This is a genomic window from Eubacteriaceae bacterium Marseille-Q4139 (assembly GCA_018223415.1).
Taxonomy (GTDB): Bacteria; Bacillota; Clostridia; order Lachnospirales; family Lachnospiraceae; genus CABSIM01.
The window spans coordinates 2477505-2493794 of record JAGTTQ010000001.1 but is presented as its reverse complement, the minus strand read 5'-3'; the positions used below and the strand labels follow the sequence as shown (position 1 = coordinate 2493794).

The 16290-nt window shown below is 51.9% G+C and carries 15 protein-coding genes; 3 read left to right on the top strand and 12 right to left on the bottom strand.

The window, feature by feature from the left end; all coding sequences use genetic code 11:
• Positions 1 to 13 precede the first annotated feature (13 nt).
• Positions 14 to 496 carry a GNAT family N-acetyltransferase gene (locus KE531_11725; GenBank protein MBR9954269.1) on the top strand — a complete coding sequence of 161 codons (483 nt, stop codon included), beginning with the start codon at positions 14 to 16 and terminating at the stop codon, positions 494 to 496.
• A gap of 290 nt (positions 497 to 786) precedes the next feature.
• Here KE531_11725 and KE531_11720 read toward each other — a convergent pair whose 3' ends face one another.
• Both KE531_11720 and KE531_11715 read right to left on the bottom strand, forming a co-directional pair.
• Positions 787 to 1212 (bottom strand): hypothetical protein, encoded by a 426-nt coding sequence (locus tag KE531_11720; protein ID MBR9954268.1) that lies wholly within the window; start codon positions 1210 to 1212, stop codon positions 787 to 789.
• Between the two features lies 1 nt (position 1213).
• A complete protein-coding gene (locus tag KE531_11715; protein MBR9954267.1) occupies positions 1214 to 1411 on the bottom strand; it encodes a helix-turn-helix transcriptional regulator in 198 nt (65 codons plus the stop codon).
• Between the two features lie 169 nt (positions 1412 to 1580).
• On the opposite strand from KE531_11715, the gene KE531_11710 reads away from it, so the two are divergent.
• A complete protein-coding gene (locus tag KE531_11710; protein MBR9954266.1) occupies positions 1581 to 3125 on the top strand; it encodes a BCCT family transporter in 1545 nt (514 codons plus the stop codon).
• Between the two features lie 101 nt (positions 3126 to 3226).
• Here the strand turns inward: KE531_11710 and KE531_11705 are convergent, their stop codons facing one another.
• From KE531_11705 to KE531_11680, 6 genes are all read right to left on the bottom strand, one after another.
• Entirely contained in the window at positions 3227 to 4156 is a 930-nt protein-coding gene (locus KE531_11705; protein MBR9954265.1) for an IS3 family transposase, read from the bottom strand.
• Positions 4126 to 4797, bottom strand: coding sequence for a transposase (locus KE531_11700; GenBank protein MBR9954264.1), 672 nt, complete (start codon positions 4795 to 4797; stop codon positions 4126 to 4128). The genes KE531_11705 and KE531_11700 overlap by 31 nt, the downstream gene beginning before the upstream one ends.
• 94 nt (positions 4798 to 4891) lie before the next feature.
• Entirely contained in the window at positions 4892 to 5965 is a 1074-nt protein-coding gene (locus KE531_11695) for a hypothetical protein (protein MBR9954263.1), read from the bottom strand.
• Positions 5946 to 7031, bottom strand: a complete 1086-nt coding sequence (locus tag KE531_11690; GenBank protein ID MBR9954262.1) for a DUF58 domain-containing protein — start codon at positions 7029 to 7031, stop codon at positions 5946 to 5948. Before KE531_11690 ends, KE531_11695 begins: the two co-directional genes overlap by 20 nt.
• On the bottom strand, positions 7028 to 7975 hold the full coding sequence (locus KE531_11685; protein MBR9954261.1) for an AAA family ATPase: 948 nt from the start codon (positions 7973 to 7975) through the stop codon (positions 7028 to 7030). Before KE531_11685 ends, KE531_11690 begins: the two co-directional genes overlap by 4 nt.
• A gap of 141 nt (positions 7976 to 8116) precedes the next feature.
• Positions 8117 to 9439 carry a Zn-dependent hydrolase gene (locus KE531_11680; protein MBR9954260.1) on the bottom strand — a complete coding sequence of 441 codons (1323 nt, stop codon included), beginning with the start codon at positions 9437 to 9439 and terminating at the stop codon, positions 8117 to 8119.
• Between the two features lie 170 nt (positions 9440 to 9609).
• Between KE531_11680 and KE531_11675 the strand changes: the two genes are divergently transcribed.
• A complete protein-coding gene (locus KE531_11675; protein ID MBR9954259.1) occupies positions 9610 to 11001 on the top strand; it encodes a cell wall-binding protein in 1392 nt (463 codons plus the stop codon).
• 99 nt (positions 11002 to 11100) lie between these two features.
• On the opposite strand, the gene KE531_11670 is transcribed toward KE531_11675, so the two are convergent.
• The 4 genes from KE531_11670 to KE531_11655 all read right to left on the bottom strand — a co-directional run bounded on the left by KE531_11670 (position 11101) and on the right by KE531_11655 (position 16245).
• The gene (locus KE531_11670) at positions 11101 to 12462 is read right to left on the bottom strand and encodes a sodium:glutamate symporter (protein ID MBR9954258.1); all 1362 of its coding nucleotides are present in this window, start codon (positions 12460 to 12462) and stop codon (positions 11101 to 11103) included.
• Positions 12441 to 12608, bottom strand: a complete 168-nt coding sequence (locus KE531_11665) for a hypothetical protein (protein ID MBR9954257.1) — start codon at positions 12606 to 12608, stop codon at positions 12441 to 12443. The genes KE531_11670 and KE531_11665 overlap by 22 nt, the downstream gene beginning before the upstream one ends.
• 154 nt (positions 12609 to 12762) lie before the next feature.
• Positions 12763 to 14808, bottom strand: a complete 2046-nt coding sequence (locus tag KE531_11660) for an LCP family protein (protein MBR9954256.1) — start codon at positions 14806 to 14808, stop codon at positions 12763 to 12765.
• Positions 14809 to 14823: 15 nt separating this feature from the next.
• Positions 14824 to 16245 carry an undecaprenyl-phosphate glucose phosphotransferase gene (locus tag KE531_11655; protein MBR9954255.1) on the bottom strand — a complete coding sequence of 474 codons (1422 nt, stop codon included), beginning with the start codon at positions 16243 to 16245 and terminating at the stop codon, positions 14824 to 14826.
• Positions 16246 to 16290 lie beyond the last annotated feature (45 nt).

Sequence of the window (16290 nt, the reverse complement as noted above, 5' to 3'; positions counted from 1 at the left end):
AGGAGGCGCCGGAATGAAAGAAATCATCGCATACACCATGGTCTGTACGGAAATGCCAAAGAAAGAAGCCGGGATCTGCTGCGTCCCTTTCGAGGAACGCTTCTGGCCGGAATATCAGGCGCGGTACAATGAATGCTTTTATGAAATGCGGAAAGCCCTGGAGATTGAACCGTTCAATTACCTTTCTGACTTTTCCCAAATGTCTGGCAATGCAGAGCACACGTTTCTGTATTTCAGGGACGGCGCGATTGCAGGCGCCGTCTCCTGTTACGGGAACGAAATCGACGATCTGTTTGTGGCAAAGCCATGTCAGGGGATGGGAATCGGCAAGGCGCTGCTGCTCTGGGGGATGCATCATATCAGGAACCGGCAGGCAGCGAACGGCGGCACCGCAGGAGAAGAAATATTTCTCCACGCGGCAGCATGGAACGAGAGGGCTGTTTCCCTTTATAAAAAGATGGGATTTGTGATTGCGGAGACTGTGAAGGTGCGATAGGAGTTTTCCTCGTATTGGACGAATGAATAAAAAAATCTTTGAAACGCTTCGCCAGATGTGTCATATTGATAACCGAAAAGGGGGACGCCAGAGAAGCGCCCCTCCCTCATTCGTTTACAGCTAAACTGAGTTCAGCCGTCAACTATTCGCAGTAGTTGGCGGCTGCTTTCGTCTATCCTTGAAGATCCCGTAAAAAGGACAAAGAGCCGGCCTGCGCCAAATTGATGGCGAGGCCGGCCCCGGAACTCTCCTTTCGAAACCTTTCTTCAGAAGAAAGTATCTCCTTCCCATCAGTCCTCATACTGCTTCGCCGTCTTTTCCGAGAAATGTTTCCCAATCTTTCCCGACGCATAATATACCAGGGTAAAGAAAACGATAAAGATCAGGAAATTCCCCCATACGCCGCCGTCTGTCAGGCCGCCCTGGGCGGCCGACGCCGCAAGATATCCGAGCCCTGCGCCGCCCAGGGCACAGAAAAACCGGATTTTCTGCCGCTTTGCCGGTACCGCATCCTCCGGGCCGATGCCGCGCATGAACTGGCGCACAGCCAGGTAAACCGGTGAAAACACAAGGATCACGAATTCCGTCACACACTCCGACACCGCCGCATCAAAAAGGAAAAATTTCACCAAAAGAGATACGGCCGTAAATACAAGAATGATGCTTAAAAGCTCTGAATAAATTTGTCTGTACTCTCCTTTTACACGTTCGTCCATACTATTCCTCCTCCCAGAAAAGTTCATCCAGTGTCTTGTCCAGCACGCGGCAGATTTTAATACACAGGTTCAACGTCGGATTATATTCTCCTGATTCAATCATCCCGATAGTCTGCCGCGTAACGCCTGCTTTCTCGGCCAGCTCGCTCTGGGACATGTCCTTCGCCGCCCTGGCCGCTTTCATTCGTAGATTTTTCATGTATCCGCCTCCTTTAACCATAAGGTACAATATTTCTTTTATAATGTCAAGTATTTTTTACATATGTAAGAGAAAGTTCAGAAACTGCCCCTTGCATTCTCTCCCCGGCAATGCTATAATGTTCAATAATTAGTAATAAATCATTTTTTTGAACGCAAGAGGTAAACATATGGACAACAAAAAACAAGCAAGCCGCCCGCTGAGGGAGCAGATTGACTGGCCGGCTGCCGTCATCCCCTTTGCCCTGATCCTGTTCCTTTTTATAAGCTTTACGGCATTTCCGGAATCCTCAAAAAAGCTCCTGGAATGGATCCGTTTTCTTTTAGGAGACACCCTTGGCCTCTATTATCTCGTCATCGGCCTCGGCATCTTTCTCCTCTCCCTCTATCTGGCCTTCTCCAGATACGGGGATATCCGTCTCGGAAAGCCGGGAGAAAAGCCGAAATATTCTGCCTTCACATGGGGCAGCATGATGTTTACCGCCGGTCTGGCCGCCGACATCCTCTTTTACTCCCTCTGTGAGTGGATCCTCTACGCCTCCGATCCGCACCTTGCCGAGCTCGGCAGCATGCAGATCTGGTCGAGTACCTTCCCGATCTTCCACTGGGGGCCGATCCCCTGGGGGTTTTATTTGGTGTTAGCCGTGGCCTTCGGCTTCATGATCCATGTGCGCGGCTGCAAAAAGCAGAAATATTCCGAGGCGTGCCGGCCGCTTCTCGGTTCCCGCGTCGACGGCTTCTGGGGCCGCCTCATCGACCTTTTGGCACTGTTTGCCCTTTTAGCCGGAACGGCCACGACCTTCGGACTGGCGACGCCGCTCCTCTCCCAGATTGTTTCCACGCTTTTTGGCATTCCGTCCTCCAAATGGATCACCATCGCCATCCTGATCGTGACCTGCATCGTCTATACGGTGTCCGTGGCCGGCGGGATGAAAGGCATTGCCAGACTGGCCGCTGCCTGCATGTACCTGTTTTTTGCCCTTCTGGCCTATGTCCTGTTCTTCGGCGGTGAAATGCGGTATATCCTTGAGACAGGCTTTTCCGCCATCGGGAACCTGGCTCAGAATTTCTTTTCCATGGCAACCTATACAGATCCTTTAAGGGAAACGTCATTCCCCCAGAACTGGACGATTTTTTACTGGGCCTACTGGATGGTATGGTGCGTGGCGGCGCCGTTTTTCATCGGCAGCATTTCCCGCGGCCGCACGGTACGGCAGACGATCCTAGGCGGCTATGTTTACAGCCTCGGAAGCACCTTTTTAAGCTTCATCATCCTCGGGAATTACAGCCTCGGGCTCCAGGAGTCGGGACGCCTTGACGTCATGGCCCTCTATGAAGCCACCGGCGACCTGTATTCGGTGATCCTCTCCATTGTGCAGACGCTCCCGTTCCCGGCCGCCGTCCTGATTCTTTTAGGCCTTGCTATGATTGCCTTTTATGCCACGAGCTTTGACTCCATCTCCCTGGTGGCCTCCGGCTATACCTACAAGGAGCTCACGGGAGACGAAAAGCCCCACAACGCCGTGATCATTTTCTGGGCCGTCATGCTGATCCTGTTCCCCATTGCCCTGGTGTTCAGCGACAACTCCATGGCAAATCTCCAGTCCGTCTCCATCATCGCGGCCTTTCCCATCGCCGCCGTGATTCTTCTGATTGTCGCCAGCTTCTTAAAAGATGCGAAGCAGTATATGGAAAAAGGCGAAAAACGCCCATAAAAACCCCGCTCCGGCCGGTATCTTGAACTGCTTCCCGTCAAGTAGACAATCAAAAAAATATAATTTTTTTCTGCCAGTAGGTATCACCTGCTGGCAGATTTTTACGCTGCCTGTAAATATTTTTCGTGTTTCTCCATTGGTGTTACTATACCAAGCTTCCTCTGCAAACGTCTGTTGTTATAGTAATTGATATATTTCTCTATCATGACCACCAGTGATTCTCTGTCCATAAATCGTTTACCATAATAACGCTCCCGTTTTAGAATTCCCCAGAATCCTTCCATTGGTCCATTATCGATACACTTTGCTACTCTGGACATGCTCTGCATCATCCCTGCTGCTTCAAGTTTTGCATGAAAGGCTCTATTGGTGTATTGAAAGCCTCTGTCACTGTGAAACATTGGATGTGCATCAGGATTATCTTTGACTGCATCATCAAAGGTATCAAACACTAATGCATTACTATTACTGTCTCCAATACGGTAGGATACGATTCTTCGGTCATACAGGTCAAGAATTGCACTTAAATATACCTTGTGCTTTTCATTTCCGATATAGTAATGAAATTCCGTTACATCGGTCAACCACTTTTCATTCGGAGCTTCTGCCGTAAATTCACGATTCAGGATATTTTCGGCTATGTACTGTGGATTTGCATCCTGTCTTGTACAGCTATCGTTTGCATATTTAATGGTGGATTTGATACCAAGTTTCCGGCAGATGCGCAAAACACGTTTATCATTTACATCAATGTCATGGTAACGCTCCAACTCATCACGGATTCTGCGATAACCCTTATCAGGTGATTCTATGTGGATTTTTTCTATCAGTTCCGCAATTTTTCGGTTTTCCTGTTCATTCTCTGACATTTCATGGTTCAGCCATTTGTAATAAGCCGCCCTTGAAACACCGCCAATCTTACAAAGCTCCTGTATCGGATAATCGTGTTCTTTCTGTTCTTCTTTGACAGCCTGATAGATATGCTCGTGGCGGATCAGGCTCAGCCCCGCCTCCTTTCGATTTCCTCTAATTTTTTTAAGAATGATAACTCCATTTCTGCACGTTGCCGTTTGGCTTTTTCCAGTTTCAACTCCGCTTGAAGCTTTTCCACCTCTGTAAGAGAATCTTCCGATTTTCTTTTGCCGCGGTTATCCTGTAATGCAGGAACTCCGCCTGTTTCGTATTTGATAGTGTAATTTCGTGCCTGCTGATAGGACACCTTAAAGTTTTCTGATGTTTCAGCATAGTTATGGCCATGGGAAATGCAGTAGGATGCAATTTCCACTCTTTCTTCAAACGTTGTTTTTCTTCCTTTGGTCATAAGACTACATCCTCCTGTTCTGGAAGCCTTCAGTTCCTTATGACCATTATACAGCGCAATCCATTGCCTGAGTGTACGAGTACTGGAAATTTTATATTTTTTACAAATATCACGTAGTGAACCAAGACCAGAAAGATACTCTTGTACGGCAATCTCTTTCTCGGCAGAAGTTCTTTTGGTCCATCCTTTGTTGTAAAAGGTTTCTGAACCCATAGACTGATAATTACGAATCCATTCTTCTAAAGTAGTAGGATGAATTCCTTCGCCTGTTGATACAGATGTAATACTATGTTTAGCTTCCAAAATAAGCTTTACCATTCGTAATTTATCTTCAGCAGAATATTTACGCATAAGAAATGCTCCCTCCTTGATAAACAGTTTTATTATTTCAACTGTCTACCTAGAAGGGAGCATATCATCTTACCGGCCGAAACGGGGCCTTTTTCTATCTGTATTCCTTTTCTTCCGCTTTTAACTTCCGGTACTGCTCCCTGTCTCTCTTTTTCTCCTCGCTGCTTTCCTTATGGCCGCCGTAGCGAACCTTTAAATACTGTTCCCGGAAAGCCGAAAGCCCGTCTTCCTGCCACAAGCTGCGGGCCGCCTGTTCTACGGCCAGGCTCGTCGCAATGCCCTCGGGATAGAGGCCGCGCTTTCTGCACAACTTTAAAAATTTCCGATAGTAATAGCGGATATTCCGTTCCGAGGAAAGTTCCCCCCATCCGCTCTGCCTCTCACCGCCCGGCGAAAGCTGTTCCCGGACGGAAGTCCCGGCGTTGTCACGCCCGTCATACCGGCCCACGTCGGAAAATTTCCGGTACAGGTAACGCAGAAATAAAAAACCGAGCACAGCCGCAAGCAGGATGCCGAAAACCTTGAAAAAGACCGGCGTCTCCGACACAGTCATCTGGGCCGTCTCTGCCTCAAGCCCTGTCTCGAGCGTAAGCTCCGCCTCATACTGAGAGAGAGGCTCAAGCGCCGGAATAAACCGGCCGAGAATCTCAAATACCAGCACAAGGGCACGCACCATGAGAATCAGAAGCGGCAGGATCAGGTACCGGTACATGCCGCTCACAAAGGAGACTGCCGCCTCCCGGACAGGCCGCATGGAAAGAAGGAAGGCGCAGACGGCCAATAAAAAAAGATACAGGCCGTTAAGCCCCAGAAACTTCGCCTTGCTCTGTTCCGCTTCCGAAACGCGGCTGACCCTCAAAAGCAGGATTCCGAAAACAAAGAAGGCCAGGACAAACACGCCGCACTGGGACTGCCACCGGCTGACCCCCAGCATCGCAAGCTCCAGAATGGCAGCAACCGCCAGAAGCTTTCCCTCAAACAGGATCGCATCCTGGGCGCCGCCGCCCATGTCCCGCTTTCTCCCGGTTATCATGAGCCACACGGCCCAGGCCGCCGGAACAGCCGTAAGGATGACTTTAAGAAGGACTGGCGCCGCCACCATCAGAGGAAAGACGATTGCCAGGTACCAGGACAGATCCGTAAGGAATTTAAGAATCAAGACGGCCATGTTCCCCCTCCATTTCCGCTGCATCAAACACAAGCGCCCTGGCGCCGGAGGCCTCCTCCAGACAGGAAAGCCCTGCGGCAAAGGACTGGCCCCGCCCCGGCGTCACAATAATGAAATTCCGCTTTCCCGGAAGCCCTCTGGCCGCCTTGGAGAAAAACTCCGCAGCACTTTCCCGGCAGCCGTAGGTCATGCGCCCAAGCCCCTCTAAAACCGTCTCCAGATGGCCGGCCCCGAGGCCGTCGCCCACCTGGTTCCAGTTTCCCATGGCCCCGGCAATGATGCCGTTGGTCTTAAAATCATAGGCCAGCTTTTTCCGCTCCAGCTCCTCGCAGATGTTCCTGGCCGCAGAATAGCAGAGCTCCAGCCATTCAGACCGGCGCTCCTCATTTTCGCAGTCCGTGTTGAGAAGAACCGTACAGGAGAGGTCTGCCGTGCTGTCATACTGGCGCACCATGAGCCGGCCGGCTTTGGCGCTCTGGAGCCAGCTTATGGAGCGGAACGGCTCCCTTCCCGTGTACTCCCGGAAGCCGATGGTAATCATCGGATCCTCAAACAGGCTTTTTTTCACCGAATACTCCCCGAGGAAACCGCCAAGAACCGTCTCCACGGAAGCCGTGGGAAGCGCCTTCGGCTTCACAACCATCTCTTTTAGTTCCGGATAGTAGCCATAGATGCTTTTAAAGCCGAGGAAATCGCCGGCTTCCGCCGATGAACCGCGGAAAAAATACCGGCCGCGCCTGGGAAGCGCCACCTTTCTTTCCATTTTCACCTGCTGTTTTCCCGCCACATAGAGGACGGAGCTTAAGCCGGAAACATCCTTTTTCTCCACCGGCTTTCCTGTCTCCGAAAAATACAGCCCCTCCGGGACGGCCTCTCTTACTCCCAAATACGGTACCATTGTCCGTTTTCCGTTGGTAATCGTGAGGAACCAGGAAAATTCCTCTCCCGGCTCCACCAAAACCCGGTCCGTGGCCGTCTCCACGGTCACCTTGTCGAACGCGTGAACCAGCGAATATTTTTCGGCCGCATACAAAACGGCCGCAAACAGAACAAGAAACAGTATCATCTTACGTTCTCCAGCGGGACAGGAACCGTCTCTGCCAGCCGCATCAGATATTTTTTGGCGTCCTCGAAGCTCTCGCCGCCGCGGGAAATGATCCTGTGGCTCAAGACATACGGCGCCGTCTCCAGCACATCCTCGGGAATCACAAAGTTCCTTCCGGCGCAGGCAGCCGTCACCTGGGAGGCGCGGTAAAGGGCGATGGCGCCGCGGGTCGAGACGCCGGTGACGAACCGGCTCTCTGTCCTGGTCTTTTCCACCAGATCCATAATATAGCCGGCTACCTCTTTACAGACAGCAACCTGTGGGAATTCTGCCTTCATGGCCGCAATCTCCTCCGGCGAAATCACCGGCGTCAGCGTCTCTAAAATATCGGCCGCCGGCTTCCTTGCGATGACGGCAAGCTCCTGTTCCCTCGTCATGTAACCAAGGCTGATTTTCATGAAAAACCGGTCAAGCTGCGCCTCCGGGAGCGGGAAAGTTCCGTAGGATTCCACGGGATTCTGCGTCGCCATGACGAAAAACGGCTCGTCCATCCGGTAGCTGATGCCGTCCACGGTGATTTGTCCCTCCTCCATGGCCTCCAAAAGGCTGGACTGGGTCCGCGGCGTGGCGCGGTTGATCTCGTCCGCCAGCACAATGTTCGTAAACAGCGGGCCCTGGCGGAACTCGAATTCCCCTGTTTTCTGGTTGTAAAAATTGATTCCTGTCAGATCCGACGGAAGCAGGTCCGGCGTAAACTGGATGCGCTTGAACCCGCTGCCGATGGTCTTTGCAAATGCCCTGAGCAGCATCGTCTTCCCAGTACCCGGCACGTCCTCCAACAGCACATGGCCGGAACAGAGAAAGCTTGTGAAGATCAGCCGGATGGCCTTCTCCTTTCCGACAATCACGCGGGAACAGCTCTCCACCACCCGTTCCGTATTTTCTTTAAATCGGCTGCAATCCATATGTTTCTCCTTATTGTCACGTTTTTCCTCTATTATAGCGAAAATAGAAGGCAGGAACAAGAAAGATTTTTGTGAAAAATATGTTCACATCTGCACAGGGAATAGGAAGCTTCATTTTTATTCCGTGAGGCATGCCTTTCATCATTTTTCCATCATCAGCCTGCATACGGTTTCCAAAAGGACTTCTGCACCATGTTTAATGTCGGTACTTTCTGTATATTCCTGCGGATTATGGCTTTTCCCGTTTACGCTCGGGACAAATATCATACCTACGTCTGTTATTTCCGTCAGCATAGCCGAATCGTGGACTGCACCGCTGTTCATGCATTGATACGGCAATTTCTTTTGACGGGTTACGTCTTCAATCAGCCCTGTAATGCGGGGAGAGAGATGAATACATTTGGAGCTGCCTATCTCATGGATTGTAATTGATACGCCCCTTTCACATGCCAGCTGGGTACATCTGCACCGGAGGTAATCGGCCATGCTTTCGATACCGTCTTCCTGTACGTCACGGATATCTACGCTGAACTGTATTTTCTGCGGTATGACATTGGACGCATTTGGAATGCATGCAATCTCGCCAACCGTCGCAACCGTTGTTTCATAGACCTCTGCCTGTGCATATTTTTCAACATCACATATTAACTCTGCGGCCGCTGTCATAGGGTCATGCCGCATATTCATCGGAGTTGCTCCGGCATGATTTGATTCTCCGGTAATCTCTATCCGATAGGTACGCATACCAGCAACTGCCTGCACTACGCCAATTGTCAGACCTTTCCGGTCCAATACAGCCCCCTGCTCAACATGCATCTCGATCATGGCATGAATCTGGCCTTTCTTAATGCGGCACTGTTCCAGATGTTCCGGCGCAAGTCCAAAGGATTGTATCATCTCATATGCGGTATGCCCGGTTTCCGCAGTAAGCTGCTTAAGATACTCTTCATCACATTTTCCAACGATAGCTTTGCTTCCTATCATCGTTGTCCCAAAATTGGAGCCTTCCTCTTCTGCGAAAATAACAAGTTCCACTGGCCTGAGAGGCGTTATCTGATTCTCATACAGGACGTTCAGTACCTCTAAAGCCGATATGACCCCAACAACTCCATCGTACTTTCCTCCATTTCGGACACTGTCAATATGAGAGCCAATCCAAACAGGAGGAAGCGAATTATCTTGCCCATTGTATCGTGCCCGGATATTTCCGAGCGGGTCGGTCTGGACAGATATCCCCATCAAGCTGCACTGCTGTTCGATATAATTTCGAGCCAGCCTGTCCTGATCACTGTATGAAAAACGTGTGATTCCATTTCCTGGTGTCATGTTAAATGCTGCAAGTGTTTCTATTCTGGTTATTATCCGGTTTTCTTGAATTTCCATGTTTTTTCTCCCTTTTATTATTTTTATGTAAACCGCATCATAAAGCCCTGATATGGGATGGCAGTATTTCTTCCATACCACAATCCCCTTTTCCTTTCTATCATACCAGAAAAAGAGGCTGTTCACAATTTATTTAGCCACGCGTTTTTCGCGGCATTCCCCCAAATTCTGCTGGACTTACATGCAGCTTTAATGGTATGCTATAAGAAGCGGGTATATGAAAAAATTCTCTCACAGGAGGCTTAACACGTATGAAAAAACGAATGATCGGGGCCGCAGTGATCGGCGTTTCTGCACTCATGACACTGGGAACCGCCTTTACCTCCCTTGCCGACTGGACCATGGACAACGGCGAGTGGGTCTATACGCTGAACAACGGCGAATTTTTTAAGGATGGCTGGAAGGAAGACGGCGGGCACAGCTATTATCTTGGAAGCGACGGCTACATGGTACGCAGCAGACTTCTCGAAATCAATGAAAACTACTATTATGTAAACTCCTCCGGTGCCATGGTGAAAAACGAGTGGCGGGAGCTGGAGAATACCTCCCAGCAGAGCAGTTCAGTTCCGAACGATGTGAACTGGTACTATTTCGGCAGCGACGGAAGGGCGTACCGCAGCAAAAACGGCAAAGCGGCCGTTGAAGAGATCGGCGGGAAGAAATATGTCTTTGACGAGTACGGCAGGATGCTGACCGGCTGGATCAGCGAGTCCGGCGAGGCCCTCACCGATGAAAGCGCATGGCAGGACGCCCTCTACTACGGCGACGGTGACAACAACGGCGGCGCTCTCATCGTAAATAACTGGCTCTATACGAGCGTTCAGGATTATGACAATGAAGACGATATTGAACCGTCCTACTGGTTCTACTTCTCCGCAGCCGGAAAGAAGAAAACGAGCGACCAGGAAACCATCAACGGGAAGAAATATTACTTTAACGAGCACGGCGCTGCCCAGACCGGATGGGTTCAGGAGGACGGCGACGAGCACTGGCATTACTACGGCGACGAGGAAGACTGCTCCCTGCGGACAGGCTGGTTCGAGGCCGTTCCCGACGAGGACATGGACTCCGAAGGCTATTCTGACGGCACCAGCTATTGGTTCTATGCGGCAAGCGACGGGGATCTGGCTGTCAGCCAGATAAAGACCATCAGCGGTGATGTCTATGCCTTCAACGAGTACGGCGAGCTGATGACCGGCCTTAAGAAAATGAGGGTGGAAAACAAGGAGATTCTCGCATACGACGACATCGAGTCCGAGGACGACCTTCCCGGCGACGACGAGGACGATTGGGGCGTCTATTACATGGACGAAAACAACGGACGCGTCAAGACCGGAAACGCCACCATTGACCTGGACGGCAATACATACACCTACGCCTTCAAATCGTCGGGAAGCGATAAGGGACGCGGCATCGACGGCGTAGACGGCAACTACATCTACGACAACGGCCGCCGGCTCAGGGCCGAATCCGGCACCAAGTACGAAATCGTCGTCCATGACGGGACAGAGTACCTGGTGAATACCAGCGGGCTTCTGGCCAAGAAAAAGAAAAACGTGACCGACTCCGACGGCGTCTACTACTGCACTGACTCCGAGGGACGCGTGACCTATACAGGGTATGACCGTTATACGGAAGATTGATGGATGGGAAAAGAGAGGCTGCCATGAATTTGGCAGCCCCTTTTTGTATTCTGCGGCCCTCGCACTTCTGCACTTCCGGCACTTTTGCTTCTTCCCCTTCTATAAAGCCCTCTGCTTCGCCGCGTGCCGCCCAAAAATCAGGAAGCCGGCTGCCAGCAGGACAACAAAGATTACACCAGTAACTCCAAGGACGGCAAAGGGAGCCGACATCATGGCGATGGCGCCGATGGTATTATACGGCTGCTGCCAGAAGGAGCCGATGGTACTGGAGCCGGAGACGCCTTCCGCTGCCAGTGTATCGCCTTCCGGATCCATAATGTTGATGAGGACGAGACCAGTTGTCAGAGAGCCGGTGCACTGTCCGAAAATGCCGGATGCAAACTCGAACCAGTTCTCGGTGTACCATCTTTTTGAAAGGAAGATTGCCATGAACGCCGTCAGGGCACAGATTACGACCGAGGAAATCAGGATCGGCACGAAGAAATCGGCAAAAACACTGAGCCGCAGGGTGGCGACAGCCTGCACAACGACAAATTCCCGGCAAAGGCCTGAAATCATACGAATGGTTCCGCGGTCAACATACTGGTTATACTTTGTCTTCCCAAGGCCAATCCCAATGACCGCACCGAGCACGAGACAGTTGGTATGGAGCGGGATTCTTTCCCAGAATGGGAAAACAGCAATCATGGCCTCCCGGAAAATATTGGAAATTCCGATCACAAGGCCGATAATCATGATCTGAAAGGCCAGAGGGCTCATGACGCCGGAATTGGTGATGGCTCTGGCAATGGGTTTTCTTTCTTCCGGTGCCAAAAGACCTGTGATTTCACTCTGTATCCGGTCATTTTCATTGTGTGCCTTCCGGATGGAATACCCCTTCCGGATTCCCCAGTTTACAAACCACATGCCGCAGACCAGAGCCACATACATGCCGATGGTGGCGTAGACGATGCCGATAGCCAGGGCGTCCTCCCAGCCTTCCGTCGCAAATACGCCTCCCATGATCGCTGCCGATGACTGTCCGCCATAAAAACCGGATACGGGAAGAAGTCCGACGGCAATGGGAAGATCTTTCATGAAGAACGACAGTCCAACGGCAATCAGGATACCGACAATGACCTGCATCATGAAAATGGAGCCGGTCAGACATGTCGTGCATAAAATGTCACGTCCAAAGTTTCCGGCGCCGGCGGATCCCAGAAAAGTGCTGGCAAAAATAATAACCAGAAGGAAATTCGACCACTGGGAAAAGCCGCTTGAAAAGGTGAGACAGACCGGCGAAAACCGGCCCAGAACCTGTTCACCGAGGAGCAGGCCGATTACTCCGGCAATTAACCCGATGTTAAAATAAAATTTGTGGGCAAATTTCAAATGCGGCCGGATCAGGAATGCCAGCATGCACAGGAAACTTACCTTGCTGATATCAATCAAAAAATCGGTCAGTGTAAACGCATCTGCCATATCATTTCCCCCTTTCCTGCTGTCGCCTCCAGGACATCGCTTTCCATGCGAAATCCGCAGGCTCCGGCTGTGATGGCGGCTGTTGGGCCTTCCATGGCTCTCACGGCGCATTTCCTCCTGCCTGGCATTCTGATATCGTCTGACATAAGATCCCCCTCTCTGAAACTCTGCTATAACCATCCTATTGCCGATCTTCCCTTTTCATTCATCCGTTCCGGGAGGGACAGAAAAAACCTGAATAAAGCCGGATCTCTCACGATCCGGCTCCATTCAGGTTTCTCTTTCTTTTCGATTCACTTTTTATGCTCCTGCTCCAGGCACCTCGGCTGCCCCGCTGGTCGCGGTTGAAGCCGGGCCGCCGCTGCCCTGGACAATCTCCTGGGGCGAGGACGCGGTCGGGCTTGTGGGCGCTGTCGGGGACGCTGAACTCGTCGGCGCAGCTGGGGACGTCTGTCCTGCCGGGGATGCGGACGTCGTCGGAGACGCCGCAGTCGTCGGTGAAATAATCACAGAGCTGGAAGAGCCCGATGTCGGCGACGTCACGCCGGACGGGGCGGTTGTGGCTTCCGGCACAGCGGCTGTCGTCGGGTCAGAGCCTGGCCCGTAGCCCTCGGTCGTGTGCATAGTCGCCATGTCAGCCGGGCTGCTCGGCCTGTACTGGCCTGACGAAGACGGCTCATACGCGGGCGAACTTCCCGGATACGGGCTTGACGGCACAATGATTTCTCCGTTTTCGTCTGTCTGTACTGTCGACGGAAGCGTCTCTCCCGGCCCCAGAAGAATTCCGCCGCTCTCCGTGGTTTCCCCTGTGGACTCGCCGGAGGAAGACTCGCCCTCAGAGCTCTGTTCAAGCTCTGTCTCTGACTCGGTCTCTGCGGCCGTTGTAGCCGGAGCCGCAGCCGTCGTACTCTTCGGGATATATCCCTTGTCTGTCGGCACATGGCCGATCTCCTGTCCTTCCTTATAAAGGCCGGTAATCTCCGAAAGCTTGCTGCTGATGGAAAGCACGGTACTGCTCGGCGTATAGTCCTCTGCTCCGTAAAGGAATTCATGAAGGCTCTTTACATTGCTCTCAAGCGTCTGCGGAATGACGCAGTCCTGATTGTACTTTCCAATTTTAATCTTCTGCTCCCCGCGCGCTGCCGGGAAGCCCATTGTCTCGCCGAGATGGTATTTATTCACGTTGCCTACCATCTTCAGGATATCTATTTCATTGATGTTCGTCGCACAGAGGGCAAACATATTGCCTACCAGGCTGTTCAGTGTCGCAATATCAGCCTGCTTTGCCTTCTCAAAGGCCTTTGCAATGACAAGCCTCTGGCGCTCGGTACGGGCATAGTCCGTATCCATCAGACGCAGACGTCCGTAAGCCACAGCCTGCACGCCGTCCAAGTGGTTTAAGCCGGCGCTCTTTAGCTGAACGGAACCGATGCCGGTTCCCTTTACCGTCTCCGTAATAAAGGCATTGATGTAGTAAAACTCGGACTTGCTGATGTCGATGTCAATGCCGCCCAGGATGTTGATTCCCGTCGCCACGGCCGTCCAGTTGAAGGTCGCGTACTGGGTAATGCTTAAATCCAGGTTCTTGTTTAAGGCCATCATGGCCTGCTCCGGCCCGCCCTGGGCATAGGCCGCGTTGATCTTATTGTAGCTGTTCTTCTCAGAGATATTCAGGTACGTGTCACGGAACACAGAAACCAGCTTGATTTCTCCCGTCTCCCTGTTCACGTTGACAATCATGATAACGTCAGCCTGGTTTCCGGAACCCGTGGAACCGTCCCTGGAGTCCACGCCGAACACGGCAAACGTCCAGTAGCCCTTTTCGATCTCCTCACGGACTTCCTGGTTTAAGTTGATACTGCCCTCTACCTTGTTTGGATCGATTTCATTGTCGTTGGCCCCGGCAAAAAGAGAATGGACATAGTACCAGGCTCCGAACACGGCAGCCGCCAGGATCAAAACAACGGCTATCACAACACGGATAATGATTTTCTTCTTTTTGTTGTCCGGTTTTTTCCGTTTTCTCGGCCCCCGGTACCCAGAAACATGGCTTCCGCCGTAGCCGGAACCGCCGTTTCCGCCGGATATCCCGCCGCCGGACGCCTGGCTTCTGCCGGCGCGGCTCCCGGGATCCGCCGTGGACGTCCAAATCTCCTGGCCTTCCGTCTCCTGACTCCTTGCCGCAGAATTCTTTCTCGACCGGGAACGGCCGGCGGTCTCTGTACCGCCTGAAAAGCCAAGCCTTTGGGCCTGACCCGCATCGGCTGTCCTGGCGACGGCCGCCCGGCTCTGACGCCTTCTGCTTCTCTGGGCTCTCACCCGCTCTAACTCGTCTTCATAATTCATACTTGATATCCTCGCCTAATACGCATTTTTATTGATAAATCCTTTAAAGATTGTCAGAAACATGATTTTGAAATCCAGCCCCAGGCTCCAGTTTTCGATATAGTAGAGGTCATGCTCGATCCGCTTGATGATGGACGTATCGCCGCGGTAGCCGTTGACCTGCGCCCAGCCCGTAAGGCCGGGACGAACCTGGTGCTTTATCATATACCTTGGAATCTCTTCCTTGAATTTCTCAACGAAAAACGGACGTTCCGGCCTCGGCCCCACCAGGCTCATATCGCCTTTCAGGATATTGAAAAACTGGGGCGTCTCGTCGATGCTGGTTTTCCGGATAAATTTCCCGACGGACGTAACGCGGGAGTCTCCCGGCGTCGTCCAGCGGCTTTTTTCCTTGCCCGGATCCTGCACCGTCATGGAACGGAACTTATACATTTTAAACGGTCTGTTGTGAAGCCCCACCCGCTCCTGACAGAAAATCACAGGCCCGGGGGAGGTAAGCTTAATCAGTATGGCAACCACGGCCATGACCGGCGAAAACAGCACAATCCCAACCAGTGCGCCCACAATATCCACGGCGCGCTTTACGGCCGCGTTCATCATGTTGTTTAAGGGCACATGGCGGATGTGGATAATCGGAAGCCCCTGAAGGTCTTCCATATACGGTACCGTAGGAATAATATTCCCATAATCCGGAATAAATTTCGTATGGACGCCGGATTTTTCGCACATGGCCACAATATGCCGCAGCTTTTCATAGTCGCCAAGGCTCAGCGTAATGGCGATCTCATCCAGGGTACTGTTCTGTTCCAGGATGTAGTCCAGATCGTCGATGCAGCCGATGACCTTAATGCCGCCGTACTCGCTTCCTCGCTCCATCCTGTCATCCAGGATGCCGCGGATCTGGTAGCCCCATTCGGGATTCTGGCGCACCCGGTCGATAAAGCCCTCAGCGGCGCTGCTGTATCCCACTAACACGATGTGCTTCTGGTTATAGCCGCGGGAGCGCATGGAACGGATCGTGATGCGGATTGCGTTCCGCTCCGCCGTCATCAGGACGGTGTTGATAATATAAAAGTAAACGACAAGCCTCTGAGAGAAATTGAAAAGGTGCGGTTCCTTTCTTCCAAGGAACAACACCAGACCAAAAATCAGAAGCCCAATCGTATTTGCCCTAAAAATTCTTCCAAATTCATTCCTGCGCCCGAGCACCCGCTTCGGTGCGTACAGGTTAAAGCAGGAATAAAGAAGCAGATAGGACGGAAGCACCACGGCCAGCGTCCCGAAATAAAATGCCGGCGGAAGCGTTCCCTTTCCAAGCTGGGCCGCCCATCCGCTGCCGATTACGATATACCACGCCAGAACATAGGAGACCGCAGTCACCAGGGCATCCAGCACGACATGAAGCCGGTTCAGGCTGGCCTGATTATCTTTAATCATAGATCTCACCTGCTTGTTTCGTCATCCCCGCTGCCGGTTTTGGCG

Excerpts from the sequence above, each read along its gene's own strand:
- KE531_11725 (MBR9954269.1), top strand. The coding sequence starts at position 14 with ATGAAAGAAATCATCGCATACACCATGGTCTGTACGGAAATGCCAAAG.
- KE531_11720 (MBR9954268.1), bottom strand. The coding sequence starts at position 1,212 with ATGGACGAACGTGTAAAAGGAGAGTACAGACAAATTTATTCAGAGCTT.
- KE531_11715 (MBR9954267.1), bottom strand. The coding sequence starts at position 1,411 with ATGAAAAATCTACGAATGAAAGCGGCCAGGGCGGCGAAGGACATGTCC.
- KE531_11710 (MBR9954266.1), top strand. The coding sequence starts at position 1,581 with ATGGACAACAAAAAACAAGCAAGCCGCCCGCTGAGGGAGCAGATTGAC.
- KE531_11700 (MBR9954264.1), bottom strand. The coding sequence starts at position 4,797 with ATGCGTAAATATTCTGCTGAAGATAAATTACGAATGGTAAAGCTTATT.
- KE531_11695 (MBR9954263.1), bottom strand. The coding sequence starts at position 5,965 with ATGGCCGTCTTGATTCTTAAATTCCTTACGGATCTGTCCTGGTACCTG.
- KE531_11690 (MBR9954262.1), bottom strand. The coding sequence starts at position 7,031 with ATGATACTGTTTCTTGTTCTGTTTGCGGCCGTTTTGTATGCGGCCGAA.
- KE531_11685 (MBR9954261.1), bottom strand. The coding sequence starts at position 7,975 with ATGGATTGCAGCCGATTTAAAGAAAATACGGAACGGGTGGTGGAGAGC.
- KE531_11675 (MBR9954259.1), top strand. The coding sequence starts at position 9,610 with ATGAAAAAACGAATGATCGGGGCCGCAGTGATCGGCGTTTCTGCACTC.
- KE531_11670 (MBR9954258.1), bottom strand. The coding sequence starts at position 12,462 with ATGGCAGATGCGTTTACACTGACCGATTTTTTGATTGATATCAGCAAG.
- KE531_11665 (MBR9954257.1), bottom strand. The coding sequence starts at position 12,608 with ATGTCAGACGATATCAGAATGCCAGGCAGGAGGAAATGCGCCGTGAGA.
- KE531_11660 (MBR9954256.1), bottom strand. The coding sequence starts at position 14,808 with ATGAATTATGAAGACGAGTTAGAGCGGGTGAGAGCCCAGAGAAGCAGA.
- KE531_11655 (MBR9954255.1), bottom strand. The coding sequence starts at position 16,245 with ATGATTAAAGATAATCAGGCCAGCCTGAACCGGCTTCATGTCGTGCTG.